The following is a 14,527-nucleotide window of genomic DNA, read 5'->3' on the forward strand; positions in this document are numbered from 1 at the left end:
TCAAACAAGACTTTAACGCGCAGGGGCGGCAGGCATGGCGAAATCAAGCTTTTCACCCGCGACATAGCGATCCCAGTCAGCACGCGACCGGATGCCCCCCTCGCCCTTGCTCCAGGCCGAGCCCGAGTAATAGACGAAAGGCTTGCCCGGCATCACGCGCAGCAGCAGCAGATGATTGTCGGCATCGCCCTTGCTCTCCACCACCATCGCCGGATCGACACGGATGGCGATGCCCATGCGGCCATGGTCGCTGGTGTCTGGCCCCCACCAGCTGATCAGGCCATGAGCGCGGTCGATGGTCACCTCGCCATCCTTGTCGGCAATGGTGGTGCGCTTGCCCACGCCAATGCCCACGATCAGCTCTCCCGGCTTGTCCGAGGACAGAGTCGAGACCAGTCGCGTGAACTGCGTGCCCAGCGGCAGGGTGAAGCGGCGCGTTTCCCAAACCTTGCGGCCCACATCGACCGGCCAGGGGGCATAGCTGACCTCGAAATCGGCCACATCAGGCCCGTTCCTGAAGATACGATAGCTGCGGTAATTGCGCGAAACCCACAGCTTGTTGTCGTACCAGATGCCCAGCCCGCCCGCACCGCGCCCGGTGCCGACATTGTAGAAATCCATGCCCTCGCCATGATAGCCATGCTGGTCGCCGGTTTTCAGCTGACGCTCGGCGAACATCCAGGGCACATTCTTGCCCCAGGAATCGATGCCAGACCCCGAGGGCGGCTCGGCAGCCTCCAGCGCGTGGCCATAGATGCGATGGGCGGTGCGGTCGTTTTCCCAGAGCAGATCGTCATAACGATAGGGCGCCAGTTGGACCGAGGCGCGGGCCGCCTTGTCTGCCGGGGGCGACAGCGGCTGCTTGCTGATGGCGGGCATGGGGTTGCCCGGCTCGCCCTGCGCGAAGGCGGCGGCTGACACGGCAGCGGTCAGCAGACCGGCAAAAACGATCGTTGTTTTCATGGCAAAACCTCCGCAATTCCGGTTGCGCTGGCGGGCCGCGCCTTGTCGGGCGTGGTGCCTGCACCATCGATGGGTCTGAGGGTGAAGCTGTAGGTGAGCGGCGCCGAAACGATGCGATATTTCGGCAAGGCGCGCCCCATCGGGCTCCATTGATCATCACCGCCCACGCCCGCCTGCGCCGCATCGACCAGCAGCGAGACGCTGTCATGCGGGGTGATATCGGAACTGCGGCGCGTGCCGGCTTCGCGGCGCGAGAGATCATCATAGGGAAAAGCCAGGAGATTCATCGACAGCGGCTGCGCTCCCTCGATCCTCAGGCCGGAGCCGGGCTGCAGCACCTCCATCCAGCGCACATCGACCTTGTTGCCGGTTTCCTGCGGGCGCATGTAATCATGGTTCTGATCGGCGATCCTGCCGCGCCACAGGGCGATGGGGGCGCCCGTCTTGCGGTCTTGATAGGTTTCATGCGGACCCCGCCCATACCATTCGACCATATCGAACGCGAAAGGCATGGCAAAGCCGAGGCCGACCCGCAGCGGATCGGGCAGATCGGCCCGCGAGGGGGTGAACTCGCCGCGCACCTCCACCGTGCCATCGCCGGCCATGGCGTAATGGCTGGTGAAATGGCCTCCTTCCCCGCCCAGTCTGTAGCGGATGGTGATCTCGGCGCGGCCATCGGGCAGAGCGTGGCGGGCGATGCTCTCCACACTGCGCCGGGCCGAGGCGTCCTTCCAGACGGCATGGGTCTTTTCGACGCCGGTGCCGACATCATTGTCGGTGAGGCCGCGATAGAAATTGGGCGCCCCGCCTGACAGGATGCTGCGCCCCTTCACCGCATAATGGCTGACCAGACCCGTCTTGCTGTCGATGGCCAGTTCAGCCTCCGCGGCGCGCATCACCAGATCGCTACCTTGCTGAGAGAGGCGAACCTCTCCGCCAGCCCGGGATACCGCAAGCGGCGCGCCCTGGGCGAGCGGAAACTGTTCCCAGCCGACCAGAGAGCCTGCCGCCACGCCGGGGATCGTGTCAGCCCGGGCGCGTGCGGTGACGTTCAGCAGATATTCCGCGCCCGGCTTGCGGGTGAAGGCGGGCAGGCCAAGCGCCAAATCTTCACGGCCATGCGCTGCCGTCGCCAGAGGCGGGATGGCGCCTTGCTGGATGATGACACCGTCCTCCTCGATCTGCCAGCCCAGATCCAGCCCCTGCAATGTGGCAAAATCATAATGGTTGGCCACAGTCAGGCGCTGTGTCGCGGGATCGAAACCCTCGAACTGGATCGGGGCATAGACCTTGCGCAATTCGAACAATTGCGGGTTCGGCGTGCGGTCCGATTGGGTGAGCCCATCGCCAAATTCCAGCTCTTCGCCCGGGTTGGGGCCATACTCTCCGCCCATGCCCCAATAGAAGCGCCCGTCTTTGGTGTGGCGAAACATCGACTGATCCACCCAGTCCCAGATAAAGCCGCCTTGCAGCTTGCCGGGGTGAGCATAGATCACATCCCAATAGTCCTTCAGATCACCGCCCGAATTGCCCATCATATGGGCATATTCGCATTGGATCACCGGCTGGCGATAGGACCAGTTCTCGGCATAATCCTTCAGCTTGGCGGCGCTGTCATACATGGGGGCATAGATGTCGGCGAAGTCATTGGGGCGATGTTCGCGCTGATCGTCCCATGTGCCCCAGCCCAGATAGGAGATCAGGCGCCCCGGATCGCGCTGCCGCGCCGTCGCTGCGGCATGGGCAAAATTGGGCCCGATCCCCGCCTCATTGCCCAGCGACCAGAAGATGATCGAGGGATGGTTCTTGTCCCGCTCGACCATGTTCATCACGCGCGAGACATGGGCCCCCTCCCACGCCGGATCGAAACCGAGCTGATAGTCCCCACGCTGACCGGGATGCTTGTTGGCCCAGTCCATATAGCCGTGGCTCTCGATATTCGCCTCATCCATGACATAGAGGCCATAGCGGTCGGCTAGCTCATAGAGCCTTGGATCATTGGGATAATGCGAGGTGCGGATGGCGTTGATGTTGTTGCGCTTCATCAGCTGGATGTCGCGCTCCATGCTTTCCAGCGAGATCACATGGAAGGTTTCGGGATCATGCTCATGGCGGTTGACGCCGCGAATGGTGATCGGCTTGCCATTGACCGTGACCAGACCATCGCGGATCGCCACATTGCGAAAACCGATGCGCGTGTAGGTGGACTGGATGATCCGCCCCTTGGCATCATAGAGTTCCGTCAGCAACATATAGAGGTTGGGCGTTTCGGCCGACCATGGGCGCACACCGGGCACGGTTTCCGCGATGGTGACTTTGCGCTCCGTATCGCTGGCGGGCAGGGTGCGTGCGCTTTCAAGGATCGGCTTGCCGCCATCGAGCAGCACGATGCGCGCGCTGGTGGGTGCTTTCGCGGCTGTGACATCCAGATCGACGGCCAGTTTGCCATTGGTATAGGTTTCATCCAGCCCGGCATGGACGAAACTGTCGCGGATGCGCGTTTTGGGGGCGGCCATCAGGAACACCTCGCGCTCGATGCCCGAGACGCGCCAGAAATCCTGATCCTCCAGATAGGACCCGTCCGACCAGCGGAAGACCTGAATGGCGACGACATTCTTGCCGGGATGGACGAAGCGGCCGACGTTGAATTCGGACGGCAGCTTGCTATCCTCCGAATAGCCGACCTTCTGCCCATTGACCCAGACGTAATAGGCAGAGCCCGCCGCGCCGATATGCAGGATAACATCCGAAGCACCCCAGCCCGCCGGAATCTCCACATCGCGGCGATAGGAGCCCACCGTGTTCATGCCATGCGGGATCAGCGGGCGGTTCGCCGGGAAGGGATAGGTGATGTTGAAATAGCGCGGCTGGTCATAGCCCTGCGCCTGCCAATCGGCGGGCACCTTGATGCTCTTCCATTGCGAGACATCGAAAGCGGGCTGTTCGAAACCCTTGGGCAGGTGCTCGGCATCGGGGCTGAAGGCAAAGCGCCAGTCGCCGCTCAGCAGCAGAAAGCGATCGGATTTGGTGCGGTGCCCGGCAAGGGCTCGTTCCCGGCTTTCAAAGGGGAAGCCGGTGGCGCGGGCCGGTTCCTTGCCGATCGCGAAGACCGCCGGATTTTCCCAATCGGGCCGCCGGGCGTCGATCTGGGGCTGGAGCGGCGGCACCGGATCGGCGGCCAGAGCGGGAAGCGGGAGGGCAAGCAACAAGAGAGGCGCGGTCTTGCGCAAGGCTGGCACGATAGAGTCCTTCCCGATCCTTGCGGTGGCGCCTCCCCTTGCCCGTTTTAAGCGGACAAGTGGTCATACGAGTCGACCCGCAACCTGTTTCGGTCTATAGTGTTATCGCCAAGAAAATTGTATGACAAGTCGTTGTGAACGGAAACAAGCTCCTGTGACTGCCGCTGCCTCATCGCTGTCCGATACCCTTTACAAAAAGCTGGAAGCCCAGATTCTGGCCGGAAAGCTGGCGCCCGGCGCCCGCCTGCCGTCCCAGAAGGATGTGGCCGAAACCGAAAACGTCAGCCGCACCGTGGTGCGCGAGGCGGTGGCGCGGCTGGCGGCGCAGGGGCTGGTGGTGTCGCGTCAGGGATCGGGCGTCTATGTTGCCGAAACCGCGCAATATAAGCCGTTTCAGGTCACGCGCGATGAATTGGCCGAACTGGCGGATGTTATCAAGCTGCTGGAAATGCGACTCGCGCTGGAAACCGAAATGGCGGGCCTTGCTGCGGCTCGCCGTACCACGGCGGATATTGGAGCGATTCGTGAAGCGCTTTTCGCCATGGAAAGCGCTTTCGATGATCCCATGGTCGCGGCACGCGCCGACAGTGATTTTCATCTGGCCATCGCCCGTGCCACACAGAATCATTATTATGAGCGCCTGATCGAATTTCTGGGCGTCCGCCTCGTGCCGCCGCGCAACATGTATCTGCGTGATGAGAGCGAGGACGCCCATCGCGCCTATGCCGCCAAGGTCCGCGCCGAGCATGAGGATCTGGTCGATGCGATCATCCGCATGGATGTGCCCCGCGCCCGCGACGCGGCACGGCATCATATGCAGGAAAGCCTGAGCCGCCATTCCCAGCTCAGCGCCATTGCCCTGTTGCGGCCCGGTGCGCAATCGGGCGATTGACCCCGCGCTGCAAAGTTGTCATACATATCTCCAATCAATGCAAAGCATGATATGGAGAGGTCGGAGCCATGGCAGGCATACAGCTGAAGATCGCTGACTCACGCGCCGTGCAAGCCTGTCGGCTTGCGGCCCGGCTGCGCTGAAAGATGACATACAAGCTGATGCCGGCCACGCGCAGCACCGCCTATCGCTGGAAGATCTGCGCCCTGCTCTTCGCGGCGACGGCGATCAATTACATCGACCGCCAGATGATCGGCGTGCTCAAGCCGGTGCTTCAGCACGATCTGGGCTGGGACGAGCGGCAATATGCCGACATCGTCTTCTGGTTCCAGACCGCATATGCCATCGGCTTCCTGATCATGGGCGGGCTGATCGACCGGATCGGGGCGCGTGTCGGCTATGCCGTGGCGGTCGGCTTCTGGACGCTGGCGCATATGGCGCATGGGCTGGTGAGCGGCGTGGTGCAATTCGCCCTCGCCCGTTTCGCGCTGGGGCTGGGGGAGAGCGGCAATTTCCCCGCCGGGCTCAAGGCGGTGGCCGAATGGTTTCCCCAGCGTGAGCGCGCTCTGGCCGTGGGCATCTTCAACGCCGGGGCCAATGTCGGCGCCATCGTCACCCCACTGATCGTGCCCGCGATCACGCTGGCCTATGGCTGGCGTGCGGCCTTTGTCGCCACCGGGGCGCTGAGCCTGCTGTGGGTGGTGGCATGGGTGGCGATCTATCGCCGTCCCGGGGAAACGGCGCAAGTCACGCAGGGCGAACTCGATCAGCTCCGTGGCGATGCCTCCCCGGTTGCGGTGCGCACGCCTTGGGCTCAACTCTTCACGCGCCGCCAGACCTGGGCCTATGCCGTGCCCAAATTCCTGACCGATCCGATCTGGTGGATGTTCCTGTTCTGGCTGCCCGATTTCCTGAGCAAGCGCTACGGCCTCGATCTCAAGAGCTTCGGCCCGGCGCTGATCGCCATCTATCTGATGTCGGATGGCGGCAGCGTGCTGGGCGGCTGGTGCTCATCACGGCTGATCAGGGCCGGTTTCACCCCCAATCGCGCGCGCAAGCTGGTGATGCTGGGCTGCGCCTTTGCGGTGCTGCCGATCATCACCGTGCAGCATGTCGATACGCTATGGACCGCCGTGCTGCTGATCGGGCTGGCCACAGCCGGCCATCAGGCCTTCTCCGCCAATCTGCTGACGCTGCCCTCCGATCTCGTCCCACGCTCTGCGGTGGGATCGGTGGTGGGGATCGGCGGCACGGCAGGCGCGATCGGCGGCATGCTGATCGCCAAATTCGTGGGCTATGTGCTTGATGCAACCGGCAGTTACGGCCCGATCTTTCTGGTCGCCGGATCGGCCTATTTCGTGGCGCTGCTGGCGCTTCATCTGATCAGTCCCCGGCTTGAGCCGTTGGCCGGCTTCCCTTCCCCCCTATGACTGAGGATCACCTGTGAAACATCTTTCCCTTACGCTGGCCATGGCGCTGGCGGCATCGAGCATCGCGGCTACCCCGCTTCAGGCCGCCGCCGCCCAGGGGCCAACCAGCCATGAAGCACAAGCCCGCGCCACCATTGATGCTGCCATTCGCCTCGCCCACTGGCAGGTCGAGCGGTTGGACAACACCTCGCATGTTTCGCAGGCCACCAGCGAAACGGCCAACACGCGCGGCTGGGAGCGCGCCGTCTTCTGGATCGGCATGACTGCTCTGGCCGATCATGGCGGCGGGCCCGACATTCGCGAGGATGTGCTCAAGATGGGCACCGCCAATGGCTGGACGCCCGGCAGCCGCCCCTATCATGCCGACGATCTGGCCATCACCCAATCCTATCTCTGGGCGGCAGGCCATGGCGCGGGCGCCCCGGCGATCGCCCCGACGCGCAAGGGCTTCGACTTTATCCTCGCCCATCCGGCGCGCGTATCGCTGGCCTTTTATCAGGGGGCCAAGGGCGGCGATGTCGAATGTCTGGAGCGTTGGTGCTGGTGCGATGCGCTGTTTATGGCGCCGCCCGCAATGATCGAACTCTCCCGCCAGACGGGCGATCCGCGCTATGCGGCTTTCGCACTGAAGGAGTTCTGGGCCACCACCGATTTCCTCTTCGATCCCGCCCAGCATCTCTATTACCGCGACAGCCGCTTCTTTGAGCGCCGCGACGAACAGCAGCGCAAGCTGTTCTGGAGCCGGGGCAATGGCTGGGTCTTTGCCAGCATGGCGCGGATCATCCCGCTGCTGCCCAAAGGCAGCGCCGACGACATTCGGATGCGCAAGCTCTTTGTTGAGATGGCCGGGCGACTGAAGGAGCTGCAGAAGCCCGACGGCTATTGGGCGCCATCTTTGCTGGCACCCGAGCAGGCCCCGCCCGAAACCAGCGGCACCGCCTTTTTCACCTATGGCATGGCCTGGGGCATTTCAGCCGGGCTGCTCGGCAAGGAGAGCTACGCGCCTGTGGCGCAGAAAGGCTGGCAGGCGCTGGCTCAGGCGATCCAGCCCGATGGCAGGCTGGGCTGGGTGCAGCAGGTCAGCGACCGGCCCGACAAGGTCGAGGCCAGCGACACCCAATATTATGGCGTGGGAGCCTTTCTGCTCGCCGCCACCGAGGTGAGCAAGCTGCAGCGCAGCGGCATCCTCAATTAAGTCAGGCGGGAGGCAAAGCCTTGTTCAAGAAAACCTATTACGCCACCCATCCCGACATGATGCAGGGCGCCTCCAACGAGGATCTGCGCGAGCGCCATCTGGTCGACGGCCTGTTCCAGCCTGGCCAGATCGTGCTGACCTATTCGCATGGCGAGCGCTTTATCATCGGCGGCGCGGTGCCCGGTTCCGCCACGCTGGCACTGGCCCGGCAGGCGGAGCCGACAAGCGCTGCCGGCCATCCGCTGCTGGAACGGCGCGAGCTGGGGGTGGTCAACATCGGCGCCGGGCCGGGCACGGTGACGGTCGATGGCGAAAGCTTCGAACTGGCGCAGCATGACGCGCTTTATGTGCCGATGGGCAAGGCGGATGTCAGCTTTTCCGGCAAGGGTGCGCGCTTCTATCTGCTGAGCGTGCCGGCCCATCGCGCCTTCCCCATGCGCAAGCTGACGCTGGAAGAGATCACCCCGATGCAGCGCGGCAGTCTGGAAGGATCGAATGAGCGCAGCATCTATCAGCTGATCCTACCCCATGCCTGCCAGAGCGCCTCGCTCTGCCTTGGGCTGACGAAGCTTCAGCCGGGCAGCGTGTGGAACACCATGCCGCCGCATGTCCATGAGCGGCGCAGCGAAATCTACCTCTACATCGACCTGCCCGAGGAGGACCGGGTGTTCCATTACATGGGCCAGCCCGATGCGCTGCGCCATATCGTGATGGGCAATGAGGAGGCGGTGATCTCCCCGCCATGGTCGGTGCATATGGGATCGGGCACGCGGGCCTATACATTCATCTGGGCAATGGCGGGTGAAAACCTCGATTACGAGGATATGGACGTGCTGGATATCTGCCAGCTGGCCTGACCGGGGGCTGACTCAGGGCGTCCAGCCCTTGGTCCAGCGCAGCACGGGGAGGCCGTCCTCCCAGTCGATGGGCAACCAGATGTAGCGGCCGTCGATGGCGTTTTTGGGCTGCCAGATATCGGCCATGAAGATCAGGCGTTGAGTACCGTTGGCGGTCTTGATCGGCAGAATGAAGGTGCTTTGGCCGCCGAATGTGGTGGCCATTTGCTCCGGCGTGCCGCGCACCGGATTGCCATGCGCCTGCCACGGGCCGAACAGATTGTCCGCCACGTAAAGCCGCGCCGGATTGGGGGCCCAGCCTGTCGTGCCCGAGGCGATCAGAAAATAGCGCCCGTCATGCTTGAAGAGCGCTGGCGCCTCATTCGCCAGCCCCGGCAGGATGCGTGCATAGCGGCCGCTGTGGCGGGTGAGATCCGGCGCGAGCTCGGCGATCTGAAGCGTCTGATTGTCCTCCGAGGCGTAGATATGATAGGCGCGCCCATCGTCATCGACGAATAGCGTCATATCGCGGCACATCTGGCCGCCGGAAAAATCGCGCGCCAGTTTCGTGCCCGCCTGGCAATCCTCAGGCGTGGCATTGATCGGCCAGACCCCGGGATTGACCCGAGCCGAGCGCAGATAGGTGAAAGGCCCCTGCGGCTGCTCAGCCACCGCCACGCCCGCGCGGGCCGAGGCATAGCCCTGCCCCTTGAGTTCAAGGTGGAACCACATCACGAAACGCTTGCTCTGCGGATCGAAAAGCACTTTGGGCCGCTCCAGAATGCAGCCCGCCTCCAGATCATCGCCAGGCTGGTGCGAGACGCTCAGGCAGATGCCTTCGTCGCGCCAATGCATCAGATCCGCCGAACTGTAGACATGCACGCCGACCTGCGCCCTGTTACCGGCATCGCCCGCCACCTTATGCTCGCCATACCACCAATAGCGGCCCTGATGGTGCAACACCCCGCCACCGTGAGCGTTGATATGGAGACCACGGTCATCAGGCCATAGCTGCCCCGAAGCAATAGAGGCCGGAGTTTGGGCGCGCGCCATCGCGCCGTGAAGCAGCGCAACGGACCCCGCCAGCATGCCGCGTCGATGGATCTTCATCTCAGTGTTCCTTCACCTGCGCTGCGAGCCTCTGGCCGCATATCCCAAAAAAAGGGGGCCCCTTGCGGGGCCCCAGTCGATGCTTCACCGAGAGAAGCACCGAGGAGCGGTAAGCCCGTCAGAATTTGCCACGTATCCCGAAACTGAACGTCCGGCCATTGTAGAAGGAGTTATCGCGCCGGGATTGCCCATTGCCCTTGGGGCCGGTGGGGTCCTCATAATAGATATAGGTGTTGGCATTGGTCAGATTGACCGCATCGACGCGGACTTCCAGCCAGTCGGTAAAGCGATAGCTGATGTTGGCATCAAGGTAACCCGCCGCCGAATTGTAAGGAATCTGGTTGTTGCCGGTGTTGACATTGGTGTTGGCCGCAGCGGAGTAATAATTGTAGGATGAACGCAGCGAGAAGCGGCCCTTCTCATAATAGCCTGTGATGCTGTAGGTGTATTTCGGCACATAGGCCACGCTGAAGCTCTTGGGCGAGGCGCCCTGCGTGACGAAATCATAGCCTTGCGACTTCACCGCCGTAAAGCTGGCCAGCATGCCCAGACCGTCGAAAGGCTTGGGCAGGAATTTGAAGGTCTGCTGATAGGCCGCTTCCAGCCCGCTCAGCTTGATCGTGCCCTGATTGATGTAAGAGGTGCGGGTCAGCAGATAATCGGCGGGAATGTTGCCATCCGGATAGCCAAGCGCAGTGCCGTTGAAGGCGCTGGCCGGCAGGCCCGACGCCCCCAGCGTGATCTGATCCTGCACCGCCTGCGTGGTGCCATTGAGCGTCTTCTGGAACACGCCAAGGCTGAGCAGCGCGCCGGGCTGGAAATACCATTCCACGCCGCCGTCCCAGGTGGTGGCCAATTGCGGCTTCAGATTGGGATTGCCCACTGTGTAGGCGCCCGAGAAAATGTTGGGCACATAAAGCGCCGAAGCGATGTTCTGCAAAGCGGCGCGGGTGATCGTCTTGCCGAAAGAGGCGCGCGCCACCAACTTGGGCGTCAAATCATAAGCCAGCGTGGCCGAGGGAAGCCAGTTGCTGTAGCCGCCCTTGGCATTGTTGGGCGCGAAAACGCCCGAGGCGATGCTTTTGAAATTGTCGATGTTGGTGGCGGTGCTCGAATAACGCAGGCCAAGATCGGCGCGCAGTTCACGACCGAAGAGTTTGGTCTTGCCCGTCACTTCCAGCCAGCCAGAGGATACATCCTCTTGCGCGGTGAATTGCGAACTGGGGTTGGGCGTGGCTGCATTGTTGGCGCCATTCGCGTCAAGAAAATCCATCACGAAGGAGCGCGAGAAGGTCGCAAATTCCGAGAGATAGCCCGGATTCCCGCCATTGGCGAGGCGACCGATCTGCACATAGGGGTTCATATAGGAAAACACATTCAGAGTGCTGAAGGTGCCTCCGGTCGAAAGCGTCCGGTTCGTGGCGATGCTGCTGCCATCGGCAATGGCCAGCCGCTTGGTGGTGGCCACATAGCTGCCGCCCAGACGCGCCTTGATCTCGATACCGGCCACATCACCGGCATCCCAATCGAACTGGGCGCGGGTGGTCTTTTCGATGTCGATCTCACGCGCCAGCGAAAAGCCCAGCGAAGGGCTGGTGAAATTGGCCGGATTGGTGAAATCGACGGGAGAGGAAATACTGGGATAGCTGACATTGCCGGTCGGATCGAAAGTGGTCTGGATACCGTTGATCAGAGACACGATACGATTGGCCGAATACCAGGCATTGCTGCGCGAATAATTGGCCTGAGCGGAAAATTTCAGCCTGTCGGAGACATCATAGACGCCGCGCAAAATGCCATAATAGAAGCTGGTCTGGGAATCGCGATAGAAGCTCTCGGTGGTGATATCGGTATTGCCGAAAGTGCCGTAGAGATTGTTATACTGGTCAATCTTGACGTTGAGCGGGATGATACCGGAGTTCGTCCCGGTTCCGGGCGCAGAGGTCGATCCGGGCACGCTGCGGGAGTTACGAACACCGACGCCGAACGTATATTCGTCCGTCGAATCTTTCAGCTTCGAGAAAATGCCGTCCAGGCTGATCTCAAGCCGATCGGATTTATATTGCAGCGAACCGACCGCGCCAATACGCGTGCGCACATCGCTGGAGGCATAGACACGATAGAAGCGCGGCAAATAAGCGTTCGACACCTGATCGCGCGTGTAACCGCTGAAATTGGCAAGCGGACTGTCAAGATTGAGCTGGAAAGGGAATGGGCCAGATGTGTTGGTCGGCGGCGCGGGGGAATTGTAGGAGGTCGCGCCCAGCGTCGAGGAATTGTAGCCGCCGGTCGACTGGAAGCCGGAGCGTTCATTGGTGTTCTTGGCATAGGCAAAGCCCAGCAACAGACCGAAATTGCCCCAGGTATTGCTGTAAAGCAGTGACCCACGCGGGCCGATCTTGGCGGATTGATCATTGTAATTGGCCGAGAGCGAATAGCGCAAAATGCGCTTGTTGCTGTCGAAGGGGCGCGGTGTCTGCAGATCGACATTGCCGCCGATCCCTCCTTCCTCAAGATTGGCGAGCGGCGTCTTGTAGACATCGACCCGCCCGAACAGTTCGGAAGGGAAAACGTCATAGTTGAAGTCGCGCGTCGAAGAACCGACGTTTTGCGATGATGTTGTATGAACAGGTGCCATATTGATGGTTGTCACCGCATATTGCGATCCCAGGCCGCGAATGCTGATCCGCTGTCCTTCATTCGATGTACCATCGCGCGAAAGGCGCACACCGGGAATGCGCTGGAGCGAATCCGCTACATTCTGCTCGGGGAACTTGCCGATGTCTTCGGCCACGATCGAATCCCGCACGCCAACCGCTTCCCGCTTCAGCGTAAGGCCCTTTTGCAGGCTCGAACGGAAGCCGGTAACAATGATGTCCGCCGCTGCAGGCTGAGCCGAGCCCCCATCGGCAGGCGGCGGCGTGGCCACTTCGGTCTTTGCAGGCTGGGCATCAGCCTGCGCCTCGGCGTTGAACGCCCCCAGCGCAAGCGCCAGAGCCCCGACGGAGACCGCACTTCTGAATGTCGAAGAAGACATGTCCTCACCCCTGTTGGCTGCGGTCTGCGCCGCAATGAATAGTTGTCATATAACTTTGGGTGCAGGCGTCGTCAATCAGTAGGATAATTGCTGACCGTGAATGCCGTCAGATCTGGCATTGATGGAATTTAACAAGCTATTTTTTCATCATAAATTTTTTGGATGGCCTCGCCCTCTTCAGCAATAATCCGGATATTTGCTCCTACAAAAAAGGAGGGGGCGCTGCACACCCCCTCCTTCAATCGATTGCCCAACAACGGGCGATCACCATCACCGCCGCTGCGAGTCGCTTGCTTCACGGCGTTCAGACCATCAAAGCAATGCTATGAATTTATCATATGACTAAAATGATGGGAGCACCCGCCGAAGCCACCCACAATGGCTTCAGCGCGTTCCCCATGCCGCCAACGGAATGGGCGCCGTATAGTGCGGATCATCGACCATGGGATCGAAGGCCTGATCCACCACCGCCTGTCTTTCAGCGATAACCCGCGCCCTTTCGCGCACCTGCTCGGGCGTGGCATCGGGCGGCAGGGGAGCCCCGGACCAACTCGCGGCTCTGTACTGAAGCTTGGGAATTGCCGGCAAAGGCACCGGCAAAGGCGTCTGCGCATCGCTCAATCGCGAAACCTCCACCCCCGCTATCAGGAAAGCACCGCTGGCATAAAGGCCGGTGGTCTCCGGCCTTGTGGGCACGGGCTGATCGCCGGTTGTCTGCACCTGCCCCAGAATCCCGCTGGGCAGCAGATGGCGGCCAAGGCCAGCCCAAGCCCTCAACACCGGCGACAGATAGGTCTGGCGGTCGAGCAGCCCGTGATTGATCCCAAAGGCCAGCGCATAGGTGAACAGCGCGCTGCCCGAGGTTTCCGGCCCCGGGATCAGATCAGGTTCCAGCAGATTGGTGCCCCACAACCCATCCTCATGCTGCAGCGAGATGATCCGCTTCGCCGACTCCCTGAACAGCGCCACATAGCGCGGGCGCGAGGGATAATCCGCAGGCATCACCTCCAGCACGCGGGCCAGACCGCCGATCACCCAACCCTCACCCCGCCCCCAGAAGATTTTCCTGCCATTCGGCGAGCGGCGCGTGACAAAACGCGCATCGCGGGCGAAGAGATGCTCATCCTTGTCATACAGATGATCGTAAACCCGCCAATATTGCGCATCCATGGCATCGAGATAGCGCCGATCGCCGGTGATCGCCGACATGCGCGCCAGCACAGGCGGGGCCATAAACAGCGCATCGCACCACCACCAGACCAGACGTTTGGGCTCGGGCGCAAGACTCAGATAAGGCAGCGTATAATCCAGCCTTTGCTTGAGCGGCATCAGCGTACCCGGCGCCCCCGTCTGGAAAAAGGCCGACTGGTACAGATCCCCGATGGCCTGATCATCGGCATTGATCAGATGAACCGGCGCGCCATCGCCCTGATGGGCATAGCTGAAACGGCGCGCGGCCTTCAGGCTATAATCCAGAACCTTCGGCACATCGGTGGCGGTCGCCAGCTTCATGGCGCCGGTAAAAAAGACAGCGGAGACCCAATCGGGGCCTGTGCCCCGGCGCCCCGCAGCCTCATCGGCCTGCAACTGGGCGACCTGCGCTTCGCCAGAGCGGCGGGCCAGTTGTAGCACCTCTTCTTTTGATGGCACCACAACCGCCTGCGTGGTCTGATCAGGCTGGGCAGAGTGCGCCAGGGCGGGGGAAAGACTGATGGCCATGGCCAGCAACAGGCACGCCGCAGATTTGGGGGCGAAGGGCTCTTTCACGACATCCTCCCTGTTATAATGGGTGACCGCCCGCTGGAAGATTCCTCAATGCGAACCA

Annotated in this window: 10 protein-coding genes; 4 read left to right on the top strand and 6 right to left on the bottom strand. The window is 61.9% G+C overall.

Annotated features, from left to right (window positions below):
- Positions 1 to 12 precede the first annotated feature (12 nt).
- Together HGK27_RS21870 and HGK27_RS21875 are read right to left on the bottom strand one after the other, a co-directional pair.
- A complete protein-coding gene (locus HGK27_RS21870) occupies positions 13 to 963 on the bottom strand; it encodes a DUF4861 family protein (RefSeq protein ID WP_206244925.1) in 951 nt (316 codons plus the stop codon).
- A complete protein-coding gene (locus HGK27_RS21875) occupies positions 960 to 4,202 on the bottom strand; it encodes a glycoside hydrolase family 2 TIM barrel-domain containing protein (protein WP_407674693.1) in 3,243 nt (1,080 codons plus the stop codon). Before HGK27_RS21875 ends, HGK27_RS21870 begins: the two co-directional genes overlap by 4 nt.
- A 154-nt stretch (positions 4,203 to 4,356) precedes the next feature.
- Here HGK27_RS21875 and HGK27_RS21880 point away from each other — a divergent pair, with 154 nt between their 5' ends.
- The 4 genes from HGK27_RS21880 (at position 4,357) to kduI (ending at position 8,576) form a co-directional block, all read left to right on the top strand.
- Positions 4,357 to 5,094 carry a FadR/GntR family transcriptional regulator gene (locus tag HGK27_RS21880; protein ID WP_322099068.1) on the top strand — a complete coding sequence of 246 codons (738 nt, stop codon included), beginning with the start codon at positions 4,357 to 4,359 and terminating at the stop codon, positions 5,092 to 5,094.
- 146 nt (positions 5,095 to 5,240) lie between these two features.
- Entirely contained in the window at positions 5,241 to 6,524 is a 1,284-nt protein-coding gene (locus tag HGK27_RS21885; protein ID WP_206244927.1) for an MFS transporter, read from the top strand.
- Between the two features lie 40 nt (positions 6,525 to 6,564).
- Positions 6,565 to 7,719 carry a glycoside hydrolase family 88/105 protein gene (locus HGK27_RS21890; RefSeq protein WP_206245485.1) on the top strand — a complete coding sequence of 385 codons (1,155 nt, stop codon included), beginning with the start codon at positions 6,565 to 6,567 and terminating at the stop codon, positions 7,717 to 7,719.
- A 20-nt stretch (positions 7,720 to 7,739) separates the two neighbouring features.
- A complete protein-coding gene (kduI, locus tag HGK27_RS21895; RefSeq protein WP_206244928.1) occupies positions 7,740 to 8,576 on the top strand; it encodes a 5-dehydro-4-deoxy-D-glucuronate isomerase in 837 nt (278 codons plus the stop codon).
- Positions 8,577 to 8,588: 12 nt separating this feature from the next.
- Here kduI and HGK27_RS21900 read toward each other — a convergent pair whose 3' ends face one another.
- The 4 genes from HGK27_RS21900 to HGK27_RS21915 all read right to left on the bottom strand — a co-directional run bounded on the left by HGK27_RS21900 (position 8,589) and on the right by HGK27_RS21915 (position 14,469).
- Positions 8,589 to 9,665 (bottom strand): glycoside hydrolase family 43 protein, encoded by a 1,077-nt coding sequence (locus tag HGK27_RS21900; RefSeq protein ID WP_206244929.1) that lies wholly within the window; start codon positions 9,663 to 9,665, stop codon positions 8,589 to 8,591.
- 118 nt (positions 9,666 to 9,783) lie between these two features.
- Complete coding sequence (locus tag HGK27_RS21905) at positions 9,784 to 12,702, bottom strand: TonB-dependent receptor (protein WP_206244930.1); 2,919 nt, start codon at positions 12,700 to 12,702, stop codon at positions 9,784 to 9,786.
- 128 nt (positions 12,703 to 12,830) lie between these two features.
- The gene (locus HGK27_RS21910) at positions 12,831 to 13,001 is read right to left on the bottom strand and encodes a hypothetical protein (RefSeq protein ID WP_206244931.1); all 171 of its coding nucleotides are present in this window, start codon (positions 12,999 to 13,001) and stop codon (positions 12,831 to 12,833) included.
- 85 nt (positions 13,002 to 13,086) lie between these two features.
- On the bottom strand, positions 13,087 to 14,469 hold the full coding sequence (locus HGK27_RS21915) for a glycoside hydrolase family 88/105 protein (protein ID WP_206244932.1): 1,383 nt from the start codon (positions 14,467 to 14,469) through the stop codon (positions 13,087 to 13,089).
- Between the last annotated feature and the right edge of the window lie 58 nt (positions 14,470 to 14,527).

This window comes from Novosphingobium terrae, from assembly GCF_017163935.1.
GTDB classification, from domain to species: Bacteria; Pseudomonadota; Alphaproteobacteria; order Sphingomonadales; family Sphingomonadaceae; genus Novosphingobium; species Novosphingobium terrae.